The organism is Enterobacter dykesii (assembly GCF_008364625.2).
Classification (GTDB): Bacteria; Pseudomonadota; Gammaproteobacteria; order Enterobacterales; family Enterobacteriaceae; genus Enterobacter; species Enterobacter dykesii.
Genome location: NZ_CP126604.1, coordinates 3,741,767 through 3,767,918 on the forward strand (window position 1 = coordinate 3,741,767; position 26,152 = coordinate 3,767,918).

General features: G+C 55.1%; 25 protein-coding genes and 1 other RNA gene. 12 read left to right on the forward strand and 14 right to left on the reverse strand.

Features of this window, described 5'->3' with window-relative positions:
* Positions 1 to 8: 8 nt before the first annotated feature.
* Entirely contained in the window at positions 9 to 587 is a 579-nt protein-coding gene (locus F0320_RS17745; protein ID WP_029739212.1) for a YecA family protein, read from the reverse strand.
* Positions 588 to 755: 168 nt separating this feature from the next.
* Here F0320_RS17745 and zapA point away from each other — a divergent pair, with 168 nt between their 5' ends.
* The 3 genes from zapA (at position 756) to F0320_RS17760 (ending at position 1,931) form a co-directional block, all read left to right on the forward strand.
* A complete protein-coding gene (zapA, locus tag F0320_RS17750) occupies positions 756 to 1,085 on the forward strand; it encodes a cell division protein ZapA (protein ID WP_006811891.1) in 330 nt (109 codons plus the stop codon).
* 41 nt (positions 1,086 to 1,126) lie between these two features.
* A non-coding RNA gene (ssrS, locus tag F0320_RS17755) (6S RNA) lies at positions 1,127 to 1,310 on the forward strand.
* Positions 1,311 to 1,334: 24 nt separating this feature from the next.
* Positions 1,335 to 1,931 (forward strand): 5-formyltetrahydrofolate cyclo-ligase, encoded by a 597-nt coding sequence (locus F0320_RS17760; protein WP_047650183.1) that lies wholly within the window; start codon positions 1,335 to 1,337, stop codon positions 1,929 to 1,931.
* Positions 1,932 to 2,038: 107 nt separating this feature from the next.
* On the opposite strand, the gene serA is transcribed toward F0320_RS17760, so the two are convergent.
* Together serA and rpiA are read right to left on the reverse strand one after the other, a co-directional pair.
* Complete coding sequence (gene serA / locus F0320_RS17765; RefSeq protein WP_023333318.1) at positions 2,039 to 3,271, reverse strand: phosphoglycerate dehydrogenase; 1,233 nt, start codon at positions 3,269 to 3,271, stop codon at positions 2,039 to 2,041.
* 266 nt (positions 3,272 to 3,537) lie between these two features.
* Entirely contained in the window at positions 3,538 to 4,197 is a 660-nt protein-coding gene (rpiA, locus tag F0320_RS17770) for a ribose-5-phosphate isomerase RpiA (protein WP_014885151.1), read from the reverse strand.
* Between the two features lie 127 nt (positions 4,198 to 4,324).
* Between rpiA and argP the strand changes: the two genes are divergently transcribed.
* A complete protein-coding gene (gene argP / locus F0320_RS17775; RefSeq protein WP_003860089.1) occupies positions 4,325 to 5,218 on the forward strand; it encodes a DNA-binding transcriptional regulator ArgP in 894 nt (297 codons plus the stop codon).
* A gap of 48 nt (positions 5,219 to 5,266) precedes the next feature.
* Here argP and F0320_RS17780 read toward each other — a convergent pair whose 3' ends face one another.
* The 7 genes from F0320_RS17780 to tkt form a co-directional block, all read right to left on the reverse strand.
* Positions 5,267 to 6,007: an oxidative stress defense protein gene (locus F0320_RS17780; protein ID WP_126329721.1), complete on the reverse strand. Its 741-nt coding sequence runs from the start codon at positions 6,005 to 6,007 to the stop codon at positions 5,267 to 5,269.
* Positions 6,008 to 6,098: 91 nt separating this feature from the next.
* Positions 6,099 to 6,734: an arginine exporter ArgO gene (gene argO / locus F0320_RS17785; RefSeq protein WP_021242063.1), complete on the reverse strand. Its 636-nt coding sequence runs from the start codon at positions 6,732 to 6,734 to the stop codon at positions 6,099 to 6,101.
* A 145-nt stretch (positions 6,735 to 6,879) separates the two neighbouring features.
* The gene (locus F0320_RS17790; protein ID WP_047650179.1) at positions 6,880 to 7,734 is read right to left on the reverse strand and encodes a small-conductance mechanosensitive channel MscS; all 855 of its coding nucleotides are present in this window, start codon (positions 7,732 to 7,734) and stop codon (positions 6,880 to 6,882) included.
* A 186-nt stretch (positions 7,735 to 7,920) separates the two neighbouring features.
* Positions 7,921 to 9,000 (reverse strand): class II fructose-bisphosphate aldolase, encoded by a 1,080-nt coding sequence (gene fbaA / locus F0320_RS17795; protein ID WP_014885155.1) that lies wholly within the window; start codon positions 8,998 to 9,000, stop codon positions 7,921 to 7,923.
* Between the two features lie 92 nt (positions 9,001 to 9,092).
* Positions 9,093 to 10,256 (reverse strand): phosphoglycerate kinase, encoded by a 1,164-nt coding sequence (gene pgk, locus F0320_RS17800; RefSeq protein ID WP_023333323.1) that lies wholly within the window; start codon positions 10,254 to 10,256, stop codon positions 9,093 to 9,095.
* A 49-nt stretch (positions 10,257 to 10,305) separates the two neighbouring features.
* Positions 10,306 to 11,325, reverse strand: a complete 1,020-nt coding sequence (gene epd, locus F0320_RS17805) for an erythrose-4-phosphate dehydrogenase (protein WP_032660071.1) — start codon at positions 11,323 to 11,325, stop codon at positions 10,306 to 10,308.
* A gap of 340 nt (positions 11,326 to 11,665) precedes the next feature.
* Positions 11,666 to 13,657, reverse strand: coding sequence for a transketolase (tkt, locus tag F0320_RS17810; protein WP_126329723.1), 1,992 nt, complete (start codon positions 13,655 to 13,657; stop codon positions 11,666 to 11,668).
* A 272-nt stretch (positions 13,658 to 13,929) separates the two neighbouring features.
* Between tkt and F0320_RS17815 the strand changes: the two genes are divergently transcribed.
* Positions 13,930 to 14,688, forward strand: a complete 759-nt coding sequence (locus F0320_RS17815; RefSeq protein ID WP_047650176.1) for a M48 family metallopeptidase — start codon at positions 13,930 to 13,932, stop codon at positions 14,686 to 14,688.
* Positions 14,689 to 14,897: 209 nt separating this feature from the next.
* Positions 14,898 to 16,166 (forward strand): OprD family outer membrane porin, encoded by a 1,269-nt coding sequence (locus F0320_RS17820; RefSeq protein WP_126329725.1) that lies wholly within the window; start codon positions 14,898 to 14,900, stop codon positions 16,164 to 16,166.
* A 51-nt stretch (positions 16,167 to 16,217) separates the two neighbouring features.
* On the opposite strand, the gene speB is transcribed toward F0320_RS17820, so the two are convergent.
* From speB to F0320_RS21835, 4 genes are all read right to left on the reverse strand, one after another.
* Positions 16,218 to 17,138 carry an agmatinase gene (speB, locus tag F0320_RS17825; RefSeq protein ID WP_014071686.1) on the reverse strand — a complete coding sequence of 307 codons (921 nt, stop codon included), beginning with the start codon at positions 17,136 to 17,138 and terminating at the stop codon, positions 16,218 to 16,220.
* A gap of 210 nt (positions 17,139 to 17,348) precedes the next feature.
* Positions 17,349 to 19,325, reverse strand: a complete 1,977-nt coding sequence (gene speA, locus F0320_RS17830; protein ID WP_023309121.1) for a biosynthetic arginine decarboxylase — start codon at positions 19,323 to 19,325, stop codon at positions 17,349 to 17,351.
* Between the two features lie 8 nt (positions 19,326 to 19,333).
* The gene (gene yqgB, locus F0320_RS17835; RefSeq protein WP_127341063.1) at positions 19,334 to 19,465 is read right to left on the reverse strand and encodes an acid stress response protein YqgB; all 132 of its coding nucleotides are present in this window, start codon (positions 19,463 to 19,465) and stop codon (positions 19,334 to 19,336) included.
* Between the two features lie 94 nt (positions 19,466 to 19,559).
* On the reverse strand, positions 19,560 to 19,703 hold the full coding sequence (locus F0320_RS21835; RefSeq protein ID WP_419095317.1) for a hypothetical protein: 144 nt from the start codon (positions 19,701 to 19,703) through the stop codon (positions 19,560 to 19,562).
* A 425-nt stretch (positions 19,704 to 20,128) separates the two neighbouring features.
* Here F0320_RS21835 and metK point away from each other — a divergent pair, with 425 nt between their 5' ends.
* From metK to gshB, 6 genes are all read left to right on the forward strand, one after another.
* On the forward strand, positions 20,129 to 21,283 hold the full coding sequence (gene metK, locus F0320_RS17845) for a methionine adenosyltransferase (RefSeq protein WP_010435443.1): 1,155 nt from the start codon (positions 20,129 to 20,131) through the stop codon (positions 21,281 to 21,283).
* Positions 21,284 to 21,643: 360 nt separating this feature from the next.
* Entirely contained in the window at positions 21,644 to 23,041 is a 1,398-nt protein-coding gene (gene galP / locus F0320_RS17850; RefSeq protein ID WP_023309123.1) for a galactose/proton symporter, read from the forward strand.
* A 58-nt stretch (positions 23,042 to 23,099) separates the two neighbouring features.
* Positions 23,100 to 23,597, forward strand: a complete 498-nt coding sequence (locus tag F0320_RS17855; protein ID WP_126329729.1) for a SprT family zinc-dependent metalloprotease — start codon at positions 23,100 to 23,102, stop codon at positions 23,595 to 23,597.
* 94 nt (positions 23,598 to 23,691) lie between these two features.
* Entirely contained in the window at positions 23,692 to 24,399 is a 708-nt protein-coding gene (endA, locus tag F0320_RS17860) for a deoxyribonuclease I (RefSeq protein ID WP_126329731.1), read from the forward strand.
* A gap of 51 nt (positions 24,400 to 24,450) precedes the next feature.
* On the forward strand, positions 24,451 to 25,182 hold the full coding sequence (rsmE, locus tag F0320_RS17865) for a 16S rRNA (uracil(1498)-N(3))-methyltransferase (protein ID WP_024906558.1): 732 nt from the start codon (positions 24,451 to 24,453) through the stop codon (positions 25,180 to 25,182).
* Positions 25,183 to 25,201: 19 nt separating this feature from the next.
* Positions 25,202 to 26,149: a glutathione synthase gene (gene gshB, locus F0320_RS17870; protein WP_029739222.1), complete on the forward strand. Its 948-nt coding sequence runs from the start codon at positions 25,202 to 25,204 to the stop codon at positions 26,147 to 26,149.
* Positions 26,150 to 26,152 lie beyond the last annotated feature (3 nt).

Consider the following 26,152-nt stretch of genomic DNA (forward strand, 5'->3'; position numbering starts at 1 on the left):
TATTTTTCTTAATGTAAGGTTGGCTTGCGGACTTCCGGCGCGGTCGGCTGAGAGCGCGTGAAGTTGTCGTGGCACAGCAGTGCCGCTACGCGCACGTACTCGATAATCTCTTCAAGAGACATTTCCAGCTCTTCCTGGTCTTCGTCTTCATCGTAGCCAAGCTGGGCGATGTTACGCAGATCGTCGATCGCTTCACCCGCTTCGCCGGTCACTTTATCCAGTTTAGGCTGCGTCACGCCCAGCCCCAGCAGATAGTGGTTTACCCAGCCGGCCAGCGCGTCGGCGCGATCGAACACGCTAACGTCGTCGCCTTCAGGCAGATAAAGCTGAAAAAGGAAGCCATCGTCTTCCAGCGAATCGCTGGTTGCGGCGTGCATTTTACGCAGCGCTTCCGCCAGCTCGTGACCAAACGCCAGCCCTTCATTCGTGAGGTCGTGGATCAGCGGCTGCCATGAGCTGTCGCTGTTTCCGCCGCACAGCATGCCACTGATCAGACCGTGCATTTCGGCAGGGGTTAAACCGACTCCCTGCTGGTTCAGTAACTGGTTTAAATCCTTGTAACCAGGCATTTCGTTCTGTATAGACATGCGCATTCGTCGTCATTGGGGGGAAGTTTCATGATATGCTACCACTTTGGACCCTGGTGATACCAGAAAAGGGCTTGTATCTTCACATCAGGGTAGCTATAGTGTCGCCCCTTCGCAGCCCCCGGGGCATCAGGCGAAGGCAGCGCAGTCAATCAGCAGGAAGGTGGCATGTCTGCACAACCCGTCGATCTCCAGATTTTTGGCCGTTCACTGCGAGTGAATTGTCCGCCTGAACAAAGGGATGCTTTGAATCAGGCAGCGGACGATTTGAATCAGCGGTTGCAAGATCTAAAAGAACGCACTAGAGTCACAAATACTGAGCAGCTGGTTTTCATCGCCGCGTTGAACATCAGCTATGAACTGACTCAGGAAAAAGCGAAGACCCGCGACTACGCGGCAAGCATGGAGCAGCGCATTAAAATGCTTCAGCAGACCATAGAACAGGCACTGCTTGATCAAGGTCGCAATCCCGAAAGACCGGGACCAAAGTTTGAATAACACTTCTCAGTTGACTATGGTAGAGTAACTGTGAAGACAAAATTTCTCTGAGATGTTCGCAAGCGGGCCAGTCCCCTGAGCCGATATTTCATACCACAAGAATGTGGCGCTCCATGGTTGGTGAGCATGCTCGGTCCGTCCGAGAAGCCTTAAAACTATGACGACACATTCACCTTGAACCAAGGGTTCAAGGGTTACAGCCTGCGGCGGCATCTCGGAGATTCCCTCTCTTTTCTTCTACCGACTACCATGACCCAATTCCCTGAAGTTTCTGCTTCACGCCAGGACATCCGTCAGTTAATTCGCCAGCGCCGCCGTGCGTTAACCGCCGATCGGCAAGCGCATTTTGCCCAGCAGGCCGCCGCCCGTATGATGGCGTATCCCCCTGTCGTGATGGCGCACACCGTTGCGCTGTTTCTGTCATTTGATGGAGAGCTGGATACCCAACCGCTGATAGAGCAGCTCTGGCGCGCCGGGAAGAAGGTCTATCTGCCGGTTCTGCACCCGTTCAGCGAGGGGAATCTGCTGTTTCTGCACTATCACCCGCACAGCGAGCTGGTGGTGAATCGCCTGAAAATCACCGAACCGAAACTCGACGTGCGCGACGTGCTGCCGCTGTCACAGCTGGATGTATTGATTACACCGCTGGTGGCGTTTGATGAACAGGGCCAGCGTTTAGGGATGGGCGGCGGTTTTTATGACCGGACGCTGCAAAACTGGCAGCAGTACGGGTTGCAGCCGGTGGGTTATGCGCATGATTGTCAGGGCGTGGAGGCGTTGCCGGTGGAGAAATGGGATGTGCCGTTGCCGGCGGTGGTGACGCCATCAAAGTTATGGGAATGGTGAATCAAACGTGCGGCCTGATGCCCTCACCCCAGCCCTCTCCCACAGGGAGAGGGTGAAAACATAAAAAACGGTAACTATCGTTACCGTTTTGCATTTACCTCGCACCATCAGTACAGCAGACGCGCGCGAATCGTCCCCTGAATCGCCTTCATGCTCTGCAGCGCTTTTTCGGCCACATCGTCATCCGCTTCGATATCAATAACCACGTAACCCATCTGCGAGTTCGTCTGCAGATACTGCGCGGCAATGTTGACGCCCTGCTCGGCAAAGATCTGGTTGATCGCGGTCAGCACGCCTGGACGGTTTTCGTGGATGTGCAGCAGACGACGACCACCGTGCAGCGGCAGAGATACTTCAGGGAAGTTCACGGCAGAGAGCGTAGAACCGTTGTCGGAATATTTGCTCAGCTTACCCGCCACTTCCAGACCGATATTCTCCTGAGCTTCCTGGGTGGAACCGCCGATGTGCGGCGTCAGGATCACGTTGTCGAACTCGCACAGCGGAGAGGTAAACGGATCGCTGTTGGTCGCAGGCTCCGTCGGGAAGACGTCGATGGCCGCGCCCGCCAGATGCTTGCGCTTCAGCGCATCCGCCAGGGCCGGGATATCGACAACCGTGCCGCGCGCGGCGTTGATCAGCAGTGAGCCCGGCTTCATCAGCGCCAGCTCTTCCGCGCCCATCATGTTTTTGGTGGACGCATTTTCCGGCACGTGCAGGCTCACCACGTCGCTCATGTTCAGCAGGTCAGACAGGTGTTGAACCTGGGTCGCATTGCCCAGCGGCAGCTTGCTTTCGATATCGTAGAAAAATACGTGCATGCCCAGGGATTCCGCCAGAATACCGAGCTGCGTACCGATGTGGCCGTAACCGATAATCCCCAGCTTTTTACCACGCGCTTCGAAAGAGCCGGACGCCAGCTTGTTCCACACGCCGCGGTGCGCCTTGGCGTTCGCTTCAGGAATACCGCGCAGCAGCAGCAGCAGTTCGCCAATCACCAGCTCCGCCACGGAACGGGTGTTGGAGAACGGGGCATTGAAGACGGGAATACCGCGTTTGGCGGCAGCATTCAGGTCAACCTGGTTGGTACCGATGCAGAAGCAGCCGATAGCCACCAGCTTTTCCGCCGCGGCAATAACCTCTTCAGTCAGGTGAGTACGGGATCGCAGGCCAATGAAGTGGGCATCACGGATGGACGCTTTCAGCTCTTCGGTATCGAGCGCGCCTTTGTGAAATTCGATGTTGGTGTAACCTGCCGCACGAAGGCTATCGATTGCTTTTTGATGCACGCCCTCGACCAGCAGGAATTTAATCTTGTCTTTCTCCAGTGATACCTTTGCCATTTACCCGACCCTGTTTTTGTCTGAACTGATGTTGTGCTGGATATGAATCCGCTGTAGCCAACATATCAAAAAAAACTATTGCAGCAATATGAACGTTTGCGTCGGCACTCTGAAGAAAAGTCATACAGAGCAAAATGTCAGAGGAAAATGCTATGGAAATTTACAAACGCGGCAGGATCGGCAAAAGAGGCGGAAAAACGTGACACAAGTCACCGAATTTAGCTTTTCAAAAATTTTTTAGCGGGGGGAGGACTCCCCCCGTCAGATCATTTTACGATGGTTTTCACGCCGTCAGCGGTGCCTATCAGCGCCACATCCGCGCCACGGTTGGCGAATAGCCCTACGGTCACTACGCCTGGGATAGCGTTGATGGCATTTTCCAGCGCAATCGCGTCGAGAATTTCCAGACCGTGAACGTCAAGGATCACGTTGCCGTTATCGGTCACCACGCCCTGGCGGTATTCCGGACGACCGCCCAGCTTCACCAGTTGACGTGCAACCGCGCTACGGGCCATTGGGATCACTTCGACCGGCAGCGGGAAATTCCCCAGAATGTCGACCTGCTTGGAGGCGTCCGCGATGCAGATGAACTTGTCCGCTACAGAAGCGATGATCTTTTCACGCGTCAGCGCCGCGCCGCCGCCTTTGATCATCTGCATGTGGCCGTTGATTTCATCCGCGCCATCAACGTAAATCCCCAGACGATCCACTTCGTTGAGATCGAAAACGGTAATGCCGAGGCTTTTCAGCTTTTCCGTGGAAGCATCAGAGCTGGAAACCGCGCCCTCGATTTGCCCCTTCATCGTGCCCAGCGCATCGATAAAGTGTGCCGCGGTTGATCCCGTACCGACACCGACAATGGTACCCGGCTGCACGTACTGGAGAGCGGCCCATCCTACTGCTTTTTTCAGTTCATCCTGCGTCATGATCGTTTTGCCTGTGGTGTGAAAACTCAGGGCGCATTATAGAACACGTCGAATGGAATTCGTCTGCCACGAAGGGAAAATTGTGTCATAGTGCAGAATAAGCAAAATTAAGGAGCCAGCCAGAGCAATGAAACGTCCGGACTACAGAACACTACAGGCACTTGATGCAGTTATTCGTGAACGCGGTTTTGAGCGCGCGGCGCAAAAGCTTTGCATCACCCAGTCCGCCGTATCACAGCGTATCAAACAGCTTGAAAACATGTTCGGCCAGCCGCTGCTGGTACGCACCGTGCCGCCACGTCCAACCGAGCAAGGGCAAAAGCTTCTCGCCCTGCTGCGCCAGGTTGAACTGCTGGAAGACGAGTGGCTGGGTGACGAACAAACGGGCTCTACGCCGCTGCTGCTCTCTCTGGCGGTCAACGCCGACAGCCTGGCAACCTGGCTGCTGCCGGCCCTTGCGCCGGTATTAGCGGATTCCCCTATCCGTCTGAATTTACAGGTTGAAGATGAAACCCGTACCCAGGAACGCCTGCGTCGCGGTGAGGTGGTTGGGGCGGTCAGTATTCAGCCTCAGGCACTGCCAAGCTGCCTGGTGGATCAGCTGGGCGCGCTGGATTACCTGTTTGTCGGTTCAAAAGCCTTTGCCGAGCGCTACTTCCCGAACGGCGTCACCCGCGCGGCGCTGCTGAAAGCCCCTGCCGTGGCGTTCGACCATCTGGACGATATGCATCAGGCGTTCCTGCAGCAAAACTTCGATCTGCCGCCGGGCAGCGTGCCGTGCCATATCGTCAACTCGTCTGAAGCCTTCGTACAGCTTGCGCGTCAGGGCACCACCTGCTGCATGATCCCGCATCTGCAGATTGAGAAAGAGTTGAAAAGCGGTGAGCTGATTGACCTCACGCCGGGGCTGTATCAGCGCCGGATGCTCTACTGGCACCGGTTTGCGCCAGAAAGCCGCATGATGCGCAACGTCACAGACGCGCTGCTGGCGTTTGGGCACAAGGTGTTGAGACAGGATTAATCGCTAGAATTCCCTCTCCCTGTGGGAGAGGGTTAGGGTGAGGGCAAATTACTGTGCCTTAGCCGCCTCAGTGTGCTGAGTTTGAGTTGGCTCCAGCTGGAACACCACATCCACCTGATCGTCAAACTGGATGGTTGGCTGCTCGTAAGTTTCCTGAGCGGATACAGGCGCCGCATCGGCCTTCATCATCCGCACCATCGGGCTTGGCTGGTAGTTAGAGACGTGGTAACGCACGCTGTAAACCGGGCCGAGCTTGCTCTTAAAGCCAGAAGCCAGCTGTTCCGCCTGGTGAATGGCATCATCAATCGCCGCTTTACGCGCTTCGTCTTTGTATTTTTCCGGTTGCGCAACGCCCAGCGACACGGAACGAATTTCGTTCAGACCCGCCTTCAGCGCGCCATCCAGCAGCGAGTTAAGCTTATCCAGCTGACGCACGGTCACTTCGACGGTACGCACGGCACGGTAGCCTTTCAGGATGCTTTTGCCATTCTGGTAGTCGTAATCAGGTTGAGTACGCAGGTTCGCGGAGTTGATATCTTTTTTACCGACACCGTTCTGCTCGAGGAAAGAGAGATATTGCGCAACACGATCGTCAGCCTGCTTCTTGGCCGATGCCGCATCTTTCGCAGACACATTGACTTCAATTGCCAGCGTTGCAACATCGGGTACCGCGTCCACGCTTGCGGTGCCTGAAGTGACGATGTGCGGGCCATCCGGCAGTTCACTTGCCTGCACCGACACCGCACCAAAACTTACTAATGCCGCCAGGGCCATCACCTTAAACTTCACTGTTATTCCTCCATGTTGCGAAGAGTGCCCATTAACAGGGCGCATGCCAGCAAGCTTAGCGGGTCTTGTTCAGTTGTCCATAAGACAAGGATTAGTTGAACAATTCCTGAACGTGGTGAATCCCCTCTTTTGCCAGCTGAAAAGCAATAAACCACATCACCAGCCCCACCAGCGTATTAATGATGCGCTGGGCTTTGGCCGTACGCAGACGAGGAGCCAGCCATGCAGCGAGAATGGCGAGACCGAAGAACCAGAGGAATGAGGCGCTAACCGTACCCAGCGCAAACCAGCGTTTCGGCTCAACGTCCAGCTGTCCGCCGAGGCTGCCCAGCACCACGAAGGTGTCCAGATACACATGCGGGTTAAGCCAGGTGACCGCCAGCATGGTGACGATAATCTTCCAGCGGCCCTGCTTCATGACTTCCGCGCTCGCCAGTTCGAGGTTGCTGCTCATCGCCGTTTTCAGGGCACCGAATCCGTACCAGAGCAGAAACGCCACGCCGCCCCAGGTGACCAGCGCCAACAGCCACGGAGACTGCATCAGCAATGCGCTGCCGCCAAAAATCCCGGCACAGATCAGCAATAAATCGCTTACCGCGCACAGCAGGGCAATCATCAGATGATACTGGCGTCGAATGCCCTGGTTCATCACAAACGCATTTTGTGGGCCAAGGGGTAGGATCATGGCCGCACCTAAGGCAAGCCCTTGAAAGTAATAAGATAACATGACGAAATTCTCACAGTGTTGTTCTGGAAGGAGACTATACTGCGCGAATTACATTAGAGGAAATTGATAATATTAATTGGGGATTAGCAGTGCTTATGAAAATAAAGCCCGGTGGCGCTAGCGCTTACCGGGCCTGCGGGACAAGTTATTCGGCTTCTTTGACTTTTTTGACGTTTACGTCCATCTGAGGGTACGGGAAGCTGATGCCGTTGGCATCGAAGTCGCGCTTAATGCGTTCCAGCACGTCCCAGTACACGTTTTGCAGATCGCTGCTTTTGCTCCAGATACGTACCACAAAGTTAATGGAGGAAGCGCCGAGTTCATTCAGGCGAACCGTCTGCTCTTTGTCTTTCAGAATGCGATCGTCTGAAGCAATGATGTTGGTAATCAGCGACTTCACCTGATCGATGTCAGAGTCGTACGCCACGCTGATAATCAGTTCATTACGACGCACCGGTTCACGGGAGAAGTTAATGATGTTGCCCGCGATGATTTTCCCGTTCGGCACAACCACGATGCGGCCATCGACGGTGCGCATGGTCGTTGAGAAAATTTGCACCTGCAGCACGGTTCCGGCAATGCCGCCAAGGTCAACGTACTCGCCGGAGCGGAACGGACGGAAGGTTACCAGCAGAACGCCTGCCGCCAGGTTTGAAAGCGAGCCCTGCAGCGCCAGACCAATAGCCAGACCGGCGGCACCGAGAACTGCAATGACTGAGGCGGTCTGCACGCCCACACGGCCCAGCGCCGCAATCAGCGTAAAGGCGATAATGCCGTAGCGCACAAGTGCGGAGAGGAAGTCAGCCACCGTGGCGTCAATGTGACGGGCCAGCATTACGCGGTTAACCGCGTTCGAGACAATACGCGCCACGATCATCCCGACGATGATGATGGCAATCGCCGCGACGATGTTCACGGCATAGCTCAGCAGCAGAGCCTGGTTGCGCACCAGCCAGTTACCGGCGTGATTGATGCTGTCTACAACATCGAGTTGTTCCATTTATTCTTCCTTTTGTTAAACCAAAACACAAAATCCATCCCCCATGGAGACAGGCAGGTCCGTAAAGGGTAAACAAAAAGCGCCGGGTTTGCCAAACAGATCACAAAAACCGGCCAGGCAGAGTATTGAAAAAGCATAAAAAAAGGCCCGCATTTGCGGGCCTTCTGATGCTGTTAGCAGCTCAAATTACAGAACGTCTACCGCGTTCAGTTCTTTGAATGCCTGCTCCAGACGAGTAATCATTGAAGTCTGGGCAGCGCGCAGCCATACGCGTGGATCGTAGTATTTCTTGTTCGGCTGGTCTTCGCCTTTCGGGTTGCCCAGCTGACCCTGCAGGTAAGCTTCGTTCGCTTTGTAGTACTGCAGGATACCGTCCCAGGTTGCCCACTGGGTGTCGGTATCGATGTTCATTTTCACTACGCCGTAGCTTACGGAGTCTTTGATTTCCTGAGCAGAAGAACCGGAACCGCCGTGGAAGACGAAGTTCAGGCTGTTGTGCGGCAGGTTGTGTTTCTTAGAAACGTACTCCTGAGAATCACGCAGGATAGTTGGGGTCAGAACCACGTTACCTGGTTTGTAAACGCCGTGTACATTACCGAAGGACGCTGCGATGGTGAAGCGTGGGCTGATTTTGCTCAGCTCGGTGTAAGCGTAATCAACGTCTTCTGGCTGGGTGTACAGTGCAGAAGCGTCCATGTGGCTGTTGTCCACGCCGTCTTCTTCACCACCGGTGCAACCCAGTTCGATTTCCAGAGTCATGCCCATTTTGGCCATGCGCGCCAGGTATTTGGAGCAGATTTCGATGTTTTCGTGCAGTGACTCTTCAGACAGGTCGATCATGTGAGAAGAGAACAGTGGCTTACCGGTAGCCGCGAAGTGTTTTTCACCCGCGTCCAGCAGACCGTCGATCCACGGCAGCAGTTTCTTCGCGCAGTGGTCAGTGTGCAGGATAACTGGAACACCGTAGTGCTCAGCCATCTGGTGTACGTGGTGCGCACCAGAGATAGCGCCCAGGATTGCAGCACCCTGAGGAATATCAGTTTTCACGCCTTTACCTGCGATGAACGCAGCGCCGCCGTTAGAGAACTGAACAATAACTGGCGCTTTAACTTTAGCAGCAGTTTCCAGTACGGCGTTGATGGAGTCGGTACCCACGCAGTTAACTGCTGGCAGAGCGAAGTTGTTTTCTTTAGCTACCTGGAACACTTTCTGTACGTCATCACCAGTGATAACGCCAGGTTTTACGAAATCAAAAATTTTAGACATGTTGCTTAGTCCTGTATCTTCGGCCGTTAGAAAAGGTGCGAGCTCTTAAAAGCGCGCTGAAAATTGGGCAGGTTTCCCTGCCCTTGAATGGCTTACTTCTTAGCGCGCTCTTCGAGCATTGCTACTGCTGGCAGTACTTTGCCTTCCACGAATTCGAGGAATGCGCCGCCACCAGTGGAGATGTAGGAGATCTTGTCAGCGATACCGAACAGGTCGATTGCCGCCAGGGTGTCACCACCGCCTGCGATAGAGAACGCTTCGCTGTCTGCGATAGCGTTAGCAACGATTTCAGTACCTTTGCGGAAGTTCGGGAATTCGAACACGCCAACAGGACCGTTCCACAGGATAGTTTTTGCGTTTTTGAGGATTTCAGCCAGTTTCTGTGCAGAAACGTCGCCCAGGTCCAGAATCTGCTCTTCATCTTTGATGTCGTTTACAGATTTCAGGGTCGCAGTTGCGGTTTCGGAGAACTCGGTCGCTACGCGAACGTCAGTTGGAACCGGGATATCGCAGGTGCTCAGCAGGCGTTTGGCTTCGTCAACCAGGTCTGCTTCGTACAGGGATTTACCCACGTTGTGACCCTGAGCGGCAACGAAGGTGTTCGCGATACCACCGCCAACGATCAGCTGGTCAGCGATTTTAGACAGGGAATCCAGAACGGTCAGTTTGGTAGAAACTTTAGAACCACCAACGATAGCCACCATCGGACGAGCTGGTTCTTTCAGTGCTTTACCCAGCGCTTCCAGTTCGTCAGCCAGCAGAGGACCGGCACACGCTACGTCTGCGAATTTACCGATACCGTGGGTTGACGCCTGAGCACGGTGAGCCGTACCGAATGCATCCATCACGAATACGTCGCACAGCGCAGCGTATTTTTTGGACAGAGTTTCGTCGTCTTTCTTTTCGCCTTTGTTGAAGCGAACGTTTTCCAGCACAACCAGTTCACCGGCTGCAACTTCAACGCCGTCCAGGTAATCTTTCACCAGGCGAACCGGGTTGGACAGTTTGTCTTTCAGGTAATTAACCACTGGCAGCAGAGAGAACTCTTCGTTGTACTCGCCTTCAGTTGGACGACCCAGGTGGGAGGTGACCATCACTTTCGCGCCCTGCTTCAGAGCCAGTTCGATGGTTGGCAGAGATGCACGGATACGCGCGTCGCTGGTCACTTTGCCATCTTTAACCGGTACGTTCAGATCGGCACGGATGAAAACGCGTTTACCAGCCAGATCCAGATCGGTCATCTTAATTACAGACATGGTGAATCCTCTCGTTGATTCTTAAAGTTTTGCAGACGCACAATGCGTCTTACCTGAAACCTTGAGCGGCCATTGCTAACGTGGTGTCGAGCATTCGGTTAGCAAAGCCCCATTCGTTATCACACCAGACCAGCGTCTTGATAAGGTGTGCACCACTGACTCTCGTTTGCGTGCCATCGACGATGGCGCTGTGCGGGTCGTGGTTAAAATCTACTGAGACCAACGGTAATTCCGTATAGTCAACTATACCATGAAATGCCCCCTGTGCCGCTTTTTGCAGCAAGAGGTTGACTTCACAGGCTTTTACCGGTTTTTTCACCGTCACGCTAAGGTCGATTGCGGTGACGTTAATCGTCGGGACGCGCACGGCAATCGCTTCAAACCGGTCATTAAACTGCGGAAAAATTCGGGTGATCCCTGCAGCCAGTTTCGTGTCCACCGGAATGATTGACTGGCTCGCCGCGCGAGTGCGTCGTAAATCCGGATGGTAGGCGTCGATAACCTGCTGATCGTGCATGGCGGAGTGAATCGTGGTCACGGTGCCGGATTCAATGCCATACGCATCGTCTAACAGTTTGATGACCGGAATAATGCAGTTGGTGGTACAGGAGGCGTTGGAAACAATGCGGTGTTCGGCCTGCAGCTCATGCTGGTTGACGCCAAACACGACGGTCGCGTCGAGGTCGTTACTGCCGGGATGAGAAAACAGGACTTTTTTCGCGCCTGCAGCAAGATGCGCTTCGCCATGTTCGCGGTTGCCGTACACGCCTGTACAGTCAAGCACCACATCCACGCCCAGTTCACGCCAGGGTAGCCCGGAGATGCTGTTCTCATGCAGTACACGAATAGCGTCATCACCAACAAAAAGCCGATCTCTTTCCTGGCGTACGTCCCAGGCAAAGCGTCCGTGGCTGGTGTCATATTTCAACAAATGCGCCATGCCCGTAGCATCCGCCAGTTCATTGATTGCCACCACGGTTATTTCCGCCCGACGTCCGGATTCATATAAAGCACGAACCACGTTACGTCCGATGCGACCGAAGCCATTAATCGCTACGCGTACGGTCATAGATCTCCTGCAAAGCAATCCCTGAGTTTGAGGTGGCTGAAAGAGTAATCCAGCTACGCCCGAAGGGGAATCCTTGCTGTCACAAACTGCGATTGATTGGTCAATTGTCGAACATTTAATCGACTGAAACGCTTCAGCAAGAATAAGCGAATCGGGGAATAAAAGGAATGTCTGTCCAGATGAATAAGCGAGCTATATGACTTGCGTCACATTTTAGGTGGAATAATGGCGGCAGGGGAAAAGCAAAACGGTAACCGAGAGGTTACCGTTTTTTAGTGTTTGCACCCTCTCCCGTGGGAGAGGGCTGGGGTGAGGGCATCAGCCCGCACCTTACAAACAATTACAGCAGTTCTTTCGCTTTCGCGACAACATTCTCAACGGTGAAGCCGAACTCTTCGAACAGCTGTTCTGCAGGAGCAGATTCACCGAAGGTGGTCATACCGACGATAGCGCCGTTCAGGCCCACGTATTTGAACCAGTAGTCAGCGATACCCGCTTCCACTGCCACGCGAGCGGAAACCGCTTTAGGCAGCACGGATTCACGGTATGCGGCATCCTGTTTGTCGAACGCATCGGTTGACGGCATGGAGACCACGCGCGCCTTCACGCCTTCGGCAGTCAGTTTTTCCCACGCTGCAACCGCCAGTTCAACTTCAGAACCGGTGGCGATAAAGATCAGCTCTGGCTGGCCCGCGCAATCTTTCAGCACGTAACCACCGCGAGCGATGTTCGCCAACTGCTCAGGCGTACGCTCCTGCTGTGCCAGGTTCTGACGGGAGAGGATCAGCGCGGTTGGACCGTCCTGACGCTCAACGCCGTATTTCCACGCCACTGCGGATTCCACCTGGTCACATGGACGCCATGTGCTCATGTTCGGCGTCACGCGCAGGGAAGCCACCTGCTCTACCGGCTGGTGAGTTGGACCATCTTCGCCCAGACCGATGGAGTCGTGGGTGTAGACCATCACCTGACGCTGTTTCATCAGCGCGGCCATACGCACGGCGTTACGTGCATATTCGACAAACATCAGGAAGGTAGAGGTGTACGGCAGGAAACCGCCGTGCAGGGAGATACCGTTGGCAATCGCGGTCATACCGAATTCACGTACACCGTAATGGATGTAGTTACCGGCATTATCTTCGTTGATTGGCTTAGAACCAGACCACAGGGTCAGGTTAGATGGCGCCAGGTCAGCGGAGCCGCCCAGGAATTCTGGAAGCCAAGGGCCGAACGCTTCAATCGCATTCTGAGACGCTTTACGGCTCGCGATTTTAGACGGGTTCGCCTGCAGCTTAGCGATGAACTCGTTCGCTTTCGCGTCGAAGTCAGACGGCATATCACCTTTCATACGACGGGTGAATTCAGCCGCTTCCTGCGGGAACGCTTTCGCATAGGCAGCGAACTTCTCGTTCCAGGCCGCTTCTTTCGCCTGGCCTACTTCTTTTGCATCCCACTGAGCGTAGATCTCAGATGGGATTTCGAATGCAGGGTGTTTCCAGCCCAGCGCTTCGCGGGTCAGTGCGATTTCCGCATCGCCCAACGGCGCACCGTGGGAGTCGTGAGTACCCGCTTTGTTCGGCGAACCGAAGCCGATGATGGTTTTGCACATCAGCAGGGACGGCTTGTCCGTCACCGCGCGCGCTTCTTCTACTGCACGTTTAATCGAGTCAGCATCGTGGCCATCAACGCCACGCACAACGTGCCAGCCGTAGGCTTCGAAACGTTTAGCGGTGTCGTCGGTGAACCAGCCTTCAACGTGACCGTCGATGGAGATACCGTTGTCGTCATAGAACGCAACCAGTTTGCCCAGCTTCAGGGTACCTGCCAGGGAGCACACTTCGTGAGAAATGCCTTCCATCATGCAGCCGTCGCCCATGAACGCATAGGTGAAGTGGTCAACGATGTCGTGACCAGGACGGTTGAACTGCGCCGCCAGCGTCTTCTCAGCAATCGCCATACCCACAGCGTTAGCAATACCCTGACCCAGCGGACCGGTGGTGGTTTCTACGCCAGCGGTGTAGCCCACTTCCGGGTGACCTGGAGTTTTGGAGTGCAGCTGACGGAAGTTTTTCAGCTCTTCGATAGGCAGATCGTAGCCGGTGAGGTGCAGCAGGCTATAGATCAGCATAGAGCCGTGGCCGTTAGACAGTACGAAACGGTCGCGGTCAGCCCATGACGGGTTCTGCGGGTTGTGGTTCAGGAAATCGCGCCACAGGACTTCGGCGATATCAGCCATACCCATAGGGGCCCCTGGGTGGCCGGATTTGGCTTTCTGTACTGCGTCCATGCTCAGCGCACGAATAGCATTAGCAAGCTCTTTACGTGAGGACATTTTAACTCCAGATCGGACTGTTAAAGGCCATGCCCTTGACGACAGCGCGTTTTGGGCTACGCCGGAAAAAAGTGCCAACAATGTAACCCAAGCGGCATGCCATGTACATGGACCATTCTTTTGCAGCTTAAGAAATCTCTGGATCATGCTCGCATGTTGCGCAATCTGCTCGCCCGGCCCTGCAGATATTCCTTATACTTAGCCCGACACCGGCTTCGCTGACGGTGCCCTTTTCGGATTTTATTCAGTTTAACGAGTACGGAAGCAACCTCATGAAAATGCGTGCAATAGTGCTGGCCCTGGGTACAACGCTCCTGCTGAGCGGCTGTCAGAATATGGATTCTAACGGTCTGATGACGTCAGGCGCAGAGGCCTTTCAGGCCTATTCCCTGAGCGATGCGCAGGTGAAAGCGCTGAGCGACCAGGCCTGTAAAGATATGGACGGAAAAGCCACGCTTGCGCCGGATAACAGTACCTACACGCAGCGTCTGAATAAGATTGCTTCCGCGCTGGGCGACAACATTAACGGCCAGCCGGTGAACTACAAGGTGTACATGGCGAAAGACGTGAACGCCTTCGCGATGGCGAACGGCTGTATCCGCGTCTATAGCGGGCTGATGGACATGATGACCGACAACGAAGTGGAAGCGGTGATCGGCCACGAAATGGGCCACGTTGCCCTGGGCCACGTGAAGAAAGGGATGCAGGTTGCCCTGGGCACCAACGCCATCCGCGCAGCGGCGGCCTCTGCGGGCGGTATCGTTGGCAGCCTGTCGCAGTCACAGCTTGGCGACGTGGGTGAAAAACTGGTTAACTCTCAGTTCTCACAGCGTCAGGAGTCCGAGGCGGATGACTACTCCTACGATCTGTTGCGCAAACGCGGCATTAATCCATCAGGTTTAGCCACCAGCTTCGAAAAGCTGGCCAAGCTGGAAGCCGGACGCCAAAGCTCCATGTTTGACGATCACCCTGCCTCAGAAGCGCGCGCACAGCATATTCGCGACCGTATGGCCGCAGACGGAATTAAATAATTTCAGAAGGAGGCAGTTTTGCCTCCTTTTTATTTCGCATGAATTGTTAACTTAACAGCACGTATCGATAACACCCCTGAAAGCCCCGCCAAATCTGCCCTATCGCATTGAAATGTCTGGTCACATAATTATTGCAAAGGTCTCTTTTTCCGGTAATTATCCCCCCGCAGTTATTCAAATTACTATATCCAGACAGAGACGTTCCCTCCGTGAAAAAAGAATTATCATTAATTGCTTTAAGCTTATTTGCCGCATTACCTGCCGCTGCAAGCCAGCAATCCGACAGCCAGGGTTTTATTGACGACAGCCATCTGGACCTGTTTTTACGCAATGCGTATATCAGCCGCGATTACCATCAGGGCCAGCAGGACAAAGCCGAATGGGGTCAGGGGATCATTGCCACGTTTGCATCCGGCTATACCGAAGGGCTGGTAGGCTTTGGCGTGGACGGTATTGCTCAATACGGCGTGCGCCTGGACGGCGGCCGTGGCAAGATCGGCGCGGGCGGCATCGACTTCTTTAAGCAGGAAGATGACGGCCGGGCAAAATCCGATCTGGCAAAGTTTGGCGCCACCGCCAAAATGCGCATCTCGAATACCGTACTGAGCTACGGGAATCAGCGTCCTGAGCTGCCTATCATCAATGCCGACAGCTCTCGCCTGCTGTTTGAAAGCTACACCGGCACCATGCTGACCTCGAAAGAGATCGACGGTCTGGAAGTCAAGGCAGGTTACTTCACTGACGAACAGCGTAAAAGCGATGACCGCCACGACAGCGGGCTGAAGAGCCTCTCCTTCGGCGGTGCGAGCTATCAGTTTAACGACCAGTTCAGCGGCGCGCTGTACGCCTCTCATAATGAAGAGGTGATGAACAAGCAGTACCTGGGCATGAACTTCAAACAGCCTTTCAGCACCGGGCAGCAGCTGGTGCTCGACTTCAACGGCTATAACTCCCGACTGGACCAGGGTTACGCGGACAGCCTCGACACGGGCCGCAGCAACACCATCTGGAGCCTGGCGGCGAGCTACATCTGGGACATTCACACGTTCAAAGTGGCGTACCAGCAGAGCAGCGGCAGCACCGGCTACAACTACGGCGGCTATCGTGACAAGGGCGGTGTGGGTGACGGCGGAAACACCATCTGGCTGGCGAACTCCTACTGGTCTGATTTTAACGGCGAAGATGAACGTTCCTGGCAGGCATCCTACGGTCTGGACTTTGCCGGCCTTGGCTTACCGGGCCTGAGCTGGACCACCGCCTACGTGCGCGGCGATAACATCAAAACCTCTGAAACCAGCAACGGCAAAGAGCACGAGTGGTTTAACCAGATCCAGTACCAGGTACAGGATGGTCCGGCGAAGGATCTGAAGCTGAAACTGCGTTACTCCGTCCTGCGCGTATCGAGCAACGCCAGCGAGTACAACGTGGGCGGGGACGAGATCCGCGCTTACGTGGAATACCCGTTTAACGTGTTCTAAAGGCAATAAAAAACCTCTCAATCGAGAGGTTTTTTTCACGCCAGGCGAGGATTACTCGCCTTTTTTAGCAGCCTGAATGTAGAGCATCTCCAGCGCCAGAGTCGCTGCGGCCAGCGCGGTGATCTCGGACTGGTCGTACGCAGGCGCCACTTCCACCACGTCCATTCCGACAATGTTCAGATCCTTCAGGCCGCGCACCAGCTTGATGGCACGATCTGAGGTCAAACCACCGATGACCGGCGTACCGGTGCCCGGTGCAAATGCCGGATCCAGGCAGTCGATGTCGAAGGTCAGATACACAGGCATATCACCCACGATCTGCTTCACCTGAGCGATTATGTCGTCGACGCCGCGATCGTTAACCTGGCCCGCATCCAGCACGGTGAAACCGTTGTCTTTGTCGAACTCGGTGCGAATACCGATCTGCACGGAGTGGTTCGGGTCGATCAGACCTTCGTTCGGCGCGGTGAAGAACATGGTGCCGTGGTCAAACTCGCAGCCGTTCGCGTAGGTGTCGGTATGTGCATCGAAGTGCACCAGCGCCATTTTACCGAAGTGCTTCGCATGGGCGCGCAGCAGCGGCAGGGTCACGAAGTGGTCGCCGCCGAAGGAGAGCATGCGCTTACCGGCAGCCAGCAGCTTCTCGGCGTGCGCCTGCAGCTTCTCGCTCATCTCACGCGCGTCGCCGAAGGCGTACACCAGGTCACCGCAGTCCACCACGTTCAGGCGCTCGCGCATGTCGAAGTTCCACGGGAAGCGGTTATGCTCCCAGGCCAGGTTAGTGGAAACCTGACGGATCGCTGCCGGGCCGTGACGTCCCCCCGCGCGGCCAGATGTTGCCATATCGAAAGGCACGCCGGTGATCACCCAGTCAGCGTCGCTGTCGTACGGCTGGAAGTTCATTGGAAGGCGTAAAAAACCAAACGCGTTAGATACCAGAGAGTTATCGTACTGATGACCTAAAGTGCTCATGTCCTGACCTCTTTTAAAGTCGATACATTAAAAACAGATGAAAAAAAATCCCCTCCGCGTCGTTAAACCCGACGAGGAAGGGATTGATTCGTAAATCGCTTATTGGGACGAATTATCGCCGGTAATGCATACGGGTTCAAGTGAGTATAGGGCATTGTGCGGTCTGATGCCCTCACCCCGCCCCTCTCACACAGGGAGAGGGAGGTTTTCCTACTCGTCTTCCAGGTAGGTATACCCGTACAGACCCGCTTCAAACTCTTCCAGGAACTGCTGCTGGAGCGCATCGTCCAGCCCGGTATTTTTGACCTGGTCGCGGAACTGGGTGAGCAGTTTTTTCGGATCCAGCTGAACGTATTCCAGCATGTCCGCCACGGTATCCCCTTCATCGGACAGCTCGATTTCCACGTTGCCGTCAGGGAACACGAACACGTCCACCGCTTCGGTATCACCAAACAGGTTGTGCATGTTGCCGAGGATCTCCTGATACGCGCCGACCATAAAGAAGCCCAGCATCGGCGGGTTCTCCGGGTCGTACTCAGGCATTGGCATCGTCGTTGCGATACCGTCACCGTCGACGTAGTGGTCGATGGCACCGTCGGAGTCACAGGTGATGTCCAGCAGCACCGCACGGCGTTCCGGGGCATGGTTCAGCCCTTCCAGCGGCAGAACAGGGAACAGCTGGTCGATACCCCAGGCATCCGGCATCGACTGGAACAGCGAGAAGTTGACGTAAATCTTATCCGCCATACGCTCCTGCAGCTCGTCGATTATCGGACGGTGCGCGCGGTTGCTCGGGTCGAGCTGTTTCTGCACTTCATGGCACATGTTCAGGTAGAGCTGCTCCGCCCACGCGCGCTCCTGCAGGCTGAAGGTGCCTGAAGAATAACCCACGTGAATATCGTGCAGGTCCATCTGGCTGTCGTGCAGCCATTCGCGCAGGGAACGACGCGTGCCCGGCTCGTGCATCTCCTGCCAGGTTTCCCACATGCTTTGCAGGGAACGCGGGGCATCGTCTGCCGGAGGCGTCGCTTCGCTGATTTCGCTACGCTCAACGCCGATGATGTTCGAGACCAGCACCGTATGGTGCGCTGTGACCGCGCGACCGGATTCGGTGATCACCGTCGGATGCGGCAGGCCGTTCTCTTCACAGGCATCGCCGATCGCCCAGATGATGTTGTTCGCGTATTCGTTCAGGCCGTAGTTTACAGAGCAGTCAGACTGCGAGCGGGTCCCTTCGTAGTCCACGCCGAGGCCGCCGCCCACGTCGAAGCACTGAATATTCACGCCAAGCTTGTGCAACTCAACGTAGAAACGCGCGGATTCACGCACGCCGGTGGCGATGTCGCGAATATTGGCCATCTGCGAGCCAAGGTGGAAGTGCAGCAGCTGAATGCTGTCCAGACGACCGCGCTCGCGCAGGATTTCCACCAGCTGCAGCACCTGGTTTGCCGCCAGGCCGAACTTGGATTTCTCGCCGCCGGAGGACTGCCATTTACCGGAACCTTGTGACGCCAGACGCGCACGCACGCCAAGGCGCGGCACCACGTTCAGACGTTCGGCCTCTTCCAGCACGATCGCGATTTCGGTCATCTTTTCGATAACCAGATAGACCTTGTGGCCCATCTTCTCGCCAATCAGCGCCAGACGAATGTATTCACGGTCTTTATAGCCATTACAGACGATCACTGAACGGGTCATGCCCGCATGCGCCAGAACCGCCATCAACTCCGCTTTGGAGCCTGCTTCCAGGCCCAGCGGCTCGCCGGAGTGGATCAGGGATTCAATCACGCGGCGGTGCTGGTTCACCTTGATCGGGTAAACCAGGAAATAGTCGCCTTTATAGCCGTAGGATTCACGCGCGCGCTTGAACGCGGCGTTAATAGAACGCAGGCGATGTTGCAGGATCTGCGGGAAGCAGAACAGTGCAGGCAAACGCTGGCCCTGTGCTTCGCGGGCTTTTACCAGCTTGGCGAGATCCACGCGCGCTTCAGGGACGTCCGGATCCGGGCAGACGCTGATGTGGCCCAGTTCGTTAACGTCGTAGTAGTTATTGCCCCACCAGGCAATATTGTAAGTGCGCAGCATTTTGCTGGCTTCCTCGGAGCTCATCGCAACCTCCTGCATAGAACGTAGTACACCCTGTTCGCCCGCTGACGAAGGCGAAAAAGAAGACATGTCGTCAGACATAGCGAACCTCAACTCTTTGTAATAAGTGTAAAACAGTTGACTACTATCGCAGCGTTATACGGCGATAACAACCCATAAACGGCTCCGTTTCCCAGCAGAGTATGCTGAAAACCAGACCGTGCGACCGGTTTCTTATTCATATCATTGTAAAACACGTATCCGAACTCTGTATGACAAGGTTCGGCGAAACCACGAGAAAACTCTTGTATTAACAAGAGCGCCCTTGTTCAGTTTTCACAAAGCGTGACCGGCCCTGGAATCCTGAGAAGCGCCGAGATGGGTATAACATCGGCAGGTTTGCAGACTAGAAATGCGGGTTGCGGGAATCAAATACGCGCCAGAACGGCTGCGCTGAATGTGCGGAAAACGATGGTTCATTATCTCGTATCACCTCCACGGCCGCCTCTGTTGAAACGGACCACAAGCCAAAGCTAAAAGTTCACTGCTTAACCCGGCTGGAAGTGGCGACACGATGAGTTCATCGAGCGCTTATTTTATATGAGCCGCGCGCCGCGTTTTATACCGAGAAGGGGGCTAAAAAGCAAAACAAAAATGCGCGAGCTGCCAGCAGCGTCAGGGAAAATTTCCAGCTGCCATTTCAACGCAGTGGGAGATGAATCAAAAAAAACTGGAAATCGGGCGAAGAAGTGACCTAAAATAGCCGTCCAGATGTTAATCCATCTATACTGATTAACACTCATACTGCCAGTGTCATAAACCTGCAGGCCTTGGTAGAATTATCTCCTTTGGCTATTCCGCACAGCAGCTTGAGCTAACCACATTCCTCTTAGGTGAAATAAAACATGGCAAAACACCTGTTTACGTCCGAGTCCGTATCAGAAGGACATCCTGATAAAATTGCTGACCAAATCTCCGATGCGGTGCTGGATGCGATCCTGGCGCAGGATCCAAAAGCGCGCGTAGCGTGCGAAACCTATGTCAAAACCGGCATGGTTCTGGTTGGCGGTGAGATCACCACCAGCGCATGGGTTGATATCGAAGAGATCACCCGTAACACGGTGCGTGAGATCGGCTATGTGCATTCTGATATGGGCTTTGATGCCAACTCCTGCGCGGTTCTGAGCGCGATTGGCAAACAGTCTCCAGACATCAACCAGGGCGTTGACCGTGCCGATCCGCTGGAACAGGGCGCGGGCGACCAGGGCCTGATGTTTGGCTATGCAACCAACGAAACCGACGTGCTGATGCCAGCACCGGTCACCTACGCACACCGTCTGGTGCAGCGTCAGGCTGAAGTGCGTAAAAACGGCACCCTGCCGTGGCTGCGCCCGGATGCGAAAAGCCAGGTCACCTTCCAGTATGACGACGGCAAAATCGTTGGGATTGACGCGGTAGTGCTTTCTACCCAGCATTCCGAAGATATCGATCAGAAATCCCTGCAGGAAGCAGTGATGGAAGAGATCATCAAGCCGGTTCTGCCGACCGAATGGCTGAGCTCTGCGACCAAATTCTTCATCAACCCAACCGGACGCTTCGTTATCGGCGGCCCAATGGGTGACTGCGGTCTGACCGGTCGCAAAATCATCGTTGATACCTACGGCGGCATGGCGCGCCACGGTGGCGGTGCGTTCTCCGGTAAAGATCCGTCTAAAGTTGACCGTTCTGCGGCGTACGCGGCGCGTTATGTGGCGAAAAACATCGTTGCTGCCGGTCTGGCTGATCGCTGTGAGATCCAGGTTTCCTATGCTATCGGCGTAGCTGAGCCAACCTCCATCATGGTTGAAACCTTCGGTACTGAGAAAGTGCCTTCAGAACAGCTGACGCTGCTGGTGCGCGAGTTCTTCGACCTGCGTCCATACGGCCTGATTCAGATGCTGGATCTGCTGCACCCAATCTACAAAGAAACCGCGGCATACGGTCACTTTGGTCGTGAACATTTCCCATGGGAAAAAACCGACAAAGCCGCCCTGCTGCGTGAAGCTGCCGGTCTGAAGTAATAGACTGACATCTGCGTGATAAAAGGCCAGCCTTCGGGCTGGCCTTTTTTTGTCGGATGGCGACGCAAAGGTGCGCATATGGAACCGATTACACCGCACCGGATGCGTCTCGCTTTCAGAATATTCTCTTTGCATGATCGCCTTTCTTCTGCTGTTACATCGCCTTTCAGTTAAGTCTGAAATGTGTTCTTTCGCGATGCATATCACCTCGTTTACCTCTATATTTTCAAAGCTTTAATTATTTTTACGGTTGCGCGTTAGTGTAACCGATTACACCTATGTGATTAATCTCACATATTTTTACGGGTCACTCACCTACCCTTTACATCAATAAAACTGATAACCCAACTGGAGGGCATAATGCCTGACAATAAAAAACAGGGGCGTACGTCCAACAAGGCGATGACATTCTTCGTCTGTTTCCTCGCCGCCCTGGCAGGATTACTTTTTGGCCTGGATATCGGCGTGATTGCCGGTGCATTACCTTTCATCACTGACGAATTTCAGATCAGCGCTCACACTCAGGAGTGGGTGGTGAGCTCGATGATGTTTGGCGCTGCCGTCGGGGCCGTCGGCAGCGGCTGGCTCTCCTTCAAGCTCGGGCGTAAAAAGAGCCTGATGATCGGCGCGATCCTGTTCGTTGCCGGTTCACTCTTCTCTGCCGCAGCGCCTAACGTTGAGGTTCTGCTGGTTTCCCGCGTGCTGCTCGGTCTGGCCGTGGGCGTGGCGTCCTATACCGCCCCGCTTTACCTGTCTGAAATCGCGCCGGAGAAAATCCGCGGCAGTATGATTTCGATGTACCAGCTCATGATCACCATCGGTATTTTGGGCGCGTACCTTTCCGATACCGCGTTTAGCTACAGCGGCGCATGGCGCTGGATGCTCGGCGTGATCATCATTCCGGCCATTCTGCTGCTGATTGGCGTCTTCTTCCTGCCGGACAGCCCGCGCTGGTTCGCCGCCAAACGTCGATTCCACGATGCCGAACGCGTACTGATGCGCCTGCGCGACACCAGCGCGGAAGCGAAAAACGAGCTGGAAGAGATCCGCGAAAGCCTGAAGGTCAAACAGTCCGGCTGGGCGCTGTTTAAAGAGAACAGCAACTTCCGCCGCGCGGTGTTCCTTGGCGTGCTGCTGCAGGTGATGCAACAGTTCACCGGGATGAACGTCATCATGTATTACGCGCCAAAAATCTTTGAGCTGGCGGGTTATACCAACACCACCGAACAAATGTGGGGGACCGTCATTGTCGGTCTGACCAACGTGCTGGCGACCTTTATCGCCATCGGTCTGGTAGACCGCTGGGGACGTAAGCCAACCCTGACGCTGGGCTTCCTGGTGATGGCGGCCGGTATGGGTGTCCTCGGTACCATGATGCATGTGGGCATTCACTCACCAACCGCCCAGTACTTTGCGGTCGGCATGCTGCTGATGTTTATCGTCGGGTTTGCGATGAGCGCCGGTCCGCTGATTTGGGTGCTGTGCTCTGAGATCCAGCCGCTGAAAGGGCGTGATTTTGGTATCACCTGCTCTACCGCAACCAACTGGATTGCCAACATGATCGTCGGCGCAACGTTCCTGACCATGCTCAATACCCTGGGCAACGCGAACACCTTCTGGGTCTACGCCGGTCTGAACATCTTCTTTATTGTGCTGACAATCTGGCTGGTTCCAGAAACCAAACACGTTTCTCTGGAACATATTGAACGTAACCTGATGAAAGGTCGTCCGCTACGCGAAATCGGCGCCCACGACTGATCCTCATGCGGGAGGCGCCTCTTGCGCCTCCCCGCTTCGCGCTTTATGCTTTGCCCCTATGAAAGCACCCCGTCTCCCCATCGCCCTTCAGCAAGCCGTTATGCGCTGCCTGCGGGAAAAACTCGCCCAGGCGAACCTGAAGCTCGGCCGCAATTACCCTGAACCCAAGATCGTTTATCAGCAGCGCGGAACCGCGGCGGGTACCGCATGGCTCGAGCCGTATGAGATCCGCCTTAACCCGGTGCTGATGATGGAAAACCAACAGGCGTTTATCGAGGAAGTGGTACCGCACGAGTTGGCGCATCTGCTGGTGTGGAAACACTTCGGACGCGTCGCGCCCCATGGAAAAGAGTGGAAGTGGATGATGGAAGCGGTGCTCAGCGTTCCGGCTCGCCGCACCCATCAGTTCGAGCTGGAATCGGTACGCCGCAATACCTTCCCCTACCGCTGCCAGTGTCAGCAGCACCAGCTTACCGTCCGCCGCCATAATCGCGTGGTGCGCGGCGAGGCGACCTACCGCTGCGTCAAATGCGGCGAGCCGCTGGTTGCGGAATAATCATCTGAACTTTCAGGAACTTTCCTGATCTGACTGATTGCATACGGGAACAACATTCGTTACGTTGCGGGCTCGTTTTGACACGGAGTGTAAGATGTCCCGTAATTTTTCTCTCGCGGTCGCCTTTCTGACGACGGCGCTCTCAGGCCATGCTCTGGCCGACGGTATCAACAGTTTCTCTCAGGCCAAAGCGGCCGGCGTAAAGGTCAACGCTGACGTGCCGGGCGATTTCTACTGCGGCTGTAAAATTAACTGGCAGGGTAAAAAAGGGGTCGTTGACCTTGAGTCCTGCGGCTATAAGGTGCGTAAAAACGAAAACCGCGCCAGCCGTATTGAATGGGAACATGTCGTTCCGGCCTGGCAGTTTGGCCACCAGCGCCAGTGCTGGCAGGATGGCGGACGTAAAAACTGCGCAAAAGATCCGGTTTATCGTCAGATGGAAAGCGATATGCATAACCTGCAGCCTGCCGTAGGTGAAGTGAACGGCGACCGGGGTAATTTCATGTACAGCCAGTGGAACGGTGGCGAAGGCCAGTACGGCCAGTGCGGTATGAAGGTTGATTTTAAAGAGAAAGTCGCAGAGCCCCCTGCCCGTGCGCGCGGCAGTATCGCCCGCACCTACTTCTATATGCGCGACCGTTACGACCTCAACCTCTCCCGCCAGCAGACGCTGCTGTTCAACGCCTGGGACAAGCAGTACCCGGTGACGGAGTGGGAATGCCAGCGCGACGAACGTATCGCCAGAGTCCAGGGGAATCACAACCCTTACGTCCAGCGGGCTTGCCAGGCGCAAAAGAGCTAACCTACACTACGGCAATTCGCTTATATCGCATGACACATGGAATTTCTGACTATGCGCATTCCCCGCATTTACCATCCTGAACTGATTACCGCAGGCCGCGAAATCGCCCTGTCTGATGACGCAGCCAACCACGTTGGCCGCGTGCTGCGCATGGGCGCAGGTCAGGCAATACAGCTGTTCGACGGCTCAAACCAGGTTTTCGACGCGGAAATCACGCGGTCTGATAAAAAAAGCGTACACGTTAACGTCCTGCGTGGCGAAGTGGATGACCGGGAATCACCGCTGCACATCCATCTGGGCCAGGTGATGTCGCGCGGCGAGAAAATGGAGTTCACCATTCAGAAATCCATTGAACTGGGTGTAAGCCTCATTACGCCACTTTTTTCTGAGCGCTGTGGCGTTAAACTGGACGCGGAACGTCTGAACAAAAAGATCCAGCAGTGGCAGAAAATTGCCATTGCGGCTTGCGAACAGAGTGGACGCAACCGTATTCCGGAGATCCGCCCGGCAATGGATCTGGAGGAGTGGTGTGCAGAAGAAGACAGTGGGCTGAAACTCAATCTTCATCCGCGCGCCAGCGCCAGCATCAATACGCTGCCCCTGCCCGTTGAGCGCGTACGCCTGCTGATTGGCCCCGAAGGCGGCCTGTCGGCGGATGAAATTGCGATGACGGCACGTTACCAGTTTACTGATATTCTGTTGGGACCTCGCGTTCTGCGCACTGAGACAACGGCACTCACGGCCATTACCGCGCTACAGGTACGGTTTGGCGATCTGGGTTGAAGCATTAACGGAGAAGAACATGATCAAGCTCGGCATCGTGATGGACCCCATCGCAAACATTAACATCAAGAAAGATTCCAGCTTCGCCATGCTGCTGGAAGCGCAGCGTCGCGGCTATGAACTCCACTATATGGAGATGAACGATCTTTACCTGATCAACGGTGAGGCCCGCGCGCGCACCCGCATCGTTAACGTCGAGCAGAACTATGACAAATGGTATGAGTTCGGCACCGAGCAGGACATTGCCCTGGCCGATCTCAACGTCATCCTGATGCGTAAAGATCCGCCGTTCGACACCGAATACATTTACAGCACCTACATCCTTGAGCGTGCAGAAGAGAAAGGCACGCTGATCGTCAACAAGCCGCAGAGCCTGCGCGACTGCAACGAGAAGCTCTACACCGCCTGGTTCTCTGACCTGACGCCGGAAACCCTGGTGACCCGCAGCAAAGCGCAGCTGAAAGAATTCTGGCAGAAGCACGGCGATATCATCATGAAGCCGCTGGACGGCATGGGCGGCGCGTCGATTTTCCGCGTTAAGGAGAGCGATCCGAACATTGGCGTGATTGCCGAAACGCTGACCGAGCTGGGCACGCGTTACTGCATGGCGCAGAACTATATTCCAGCGATCAAAGACGGTGACAAACGTGTTCTGGTGGTGGATGGAGAACCGGTTCCTTACTGCCTGGCGCGTATCCCGCAGGGTGGCGAAACTCGTGGGAACCTGGCGGCAGGCGGTCGCGGTGAGCCGCGCCCGCTGACCGAAAGCGACTGGGAAATTGCCCGCCGCGTTGGCCCGACGCTGAAAGCCAAAGGCCTGATCTTCGTTGGCCTGGATATCATCGGCGATCGTCTGACCGAAGTGAACGTCACCAGCCCGACCTGCATTCGTGAAATTGAAGCGGAATTCCCGATTTCGATCACCGGAATGCTGATGGACGCTATCGAAAAACGTTTACAGAAATAACCT

Excerpts from the sequence above, each read along its gene's own strand:
- F0320_RS21835 (WP_419095317.1), bottom strand. The coding sequence starts at position 19,703 with ATGAACCATCGTTTTCCGCACATTCAGCGCAGCCGTTCTGGCGCGTAT.
- zapA (WP_006811891.1), top strand. The coding sequence starts at position 756 with ATGTCTGCACAACCCGTCGATCTCCAGATTTTTGGCCGTTCACTGCGA.
- epd (WP_032660071.1), bottom strand. The coding sequence starts at position 11,325 with ATGACCGTACGCGTAGCGATTAATGGCTTCGGTCGCATCGGACGTAAC.
- rpiA (WP_014885151.1), bottom strand. The coding sequence starts at position 4,197 with ATGACGCAGGATGAACTGAAAAAAGCAGTAGGATGGGCCGCTCTCCAG.
- F0320_RS17815 (WP_047650176.1), top strand. The coding sequence starts at position 13,930 with ATGAAAATGCGTGCAATAGTGCTGGCCCTGGGTACAACGCTCCTGCTG.
- argP (WP_003860089.1), top strand. The coding sequence starts at position 4,325 with ATGAAACGTCCGGACTACAGAACACTACAGGCACTTGATGCAGTTATT.
- galP (WP_023309123.1), top strand. The coding sequence starts at position 21,644 with ATGCCTGACAATAAAAAACAGGGGCGTACGTCCAACAAGGCGATGACA.
- speB (WP_014071686.1), bottom strand. The coding sequence starts at position 17,138 with ATGAGCACTTTAGGTCATCAGTACGATAACTCTCTGGTATCTAACGCG.
- fbaA (WP_014885155.1), bottom strand. The coding sequence starts at position 9,000 with ATGTCTAAAATTTTTGATTTCGTAAAACCTGGCGTTATCACTGGTGAT.
- F0320_RS17760 (WP_047650183.1), top strand. The coding sequence starts at position 1,335 with ATGACCCAATTCCCTGAAGTTTCTGCTTCACGCCAGGACATCCGTCAG.
- gshB (WP_029739222.1), top strand. The coding sequence starts at position 25,202 with ATGATCAAGCTCGGCATCGTGATGGACCCCATCGCAAACATTAACATC.
- rsmE (WP_024906558.1), top strand. The coding sequence starts at position 24,451 with ATGCGCATTCCCCGCATTTACCATCCTGAACTGATTACCGCAGGCCGC.
- serA (WP_023333318.1), bottom strand. The coding sequence starts at position 3,271 with ATGGCAAAGGTATCACTGGAGAAAGACAAGATTAAATTCCTGCTGGTC.
- speA (WP_023309121.1), bottom strand. The coding sequence starts at position 19,325 with ATGTCTGACGACATGTCTTCTTTTTCGCCTTCGTCAGCGGGCGAACAG.
- F0320_RS17855 (WP_126329729.1), top strand. The coding sequence starts at position 23,100 with ATGAAAGCACCCCGTCTCCCCATCGCCCTTCAGCAAGCCGTTATGCGC.
- argO (WP_021242063.1), bottom strand. The coding sequence starts at position 6,734 with ATGTTATCTTATTACTTTCAAGGGCTTGCCTTAGGTGCGGCCATGATC.
- pgk (WP_023333323.1), bottom strand. The coding sequence starts at position 10,256 with ATGTCTGTAATTAAGATGACCGATCTGGATCTGGCTGGTAAACGCGTT.
- metK (WP_010435443.1), top strand. The coding sequence starts at position 20,129 with ATGGCAAAACACCTGTTTACGTCCGAGTCCGTATCAGAAGGACATCCT.
- yqgB (WP_127341063.1), bottom strand. The coding sequence starts at position 19,465 with ATGAATAAGAAACCGGTCGCACGGTCTGGTTTTCAGCATACTCTGCTG.
- F0320_RS17790 (WP_047650179.1), bottom strand. The coding sequence starts at position 7,734 with ATGGAACAACTCGATGTTGTAGACAGCATCAATCACGCCGGTAACTGG.
- endA (WP_126329731.1), top strand. The coding sequence starts at position 23,692 with ATGTCCCGTAATTTTTCTCTCGCGGTCGCCTTTCTGACGACGGCGCTC.
- F0320_RS17745 (WP_029739212.1), bottom strand. The coding sequence starts at position 587 with ATGTCTATACAGAACGAAATGCCTGGTTACAAGGATTTAAACCAGTTA.
- tkt (WP_126329723.1), bottom strand. The coding sequence starts at position 13,657 with ATGTCCTCACGTAAAGAGCTTGCTAATGCTATTCGTGCGCTGAGCATG.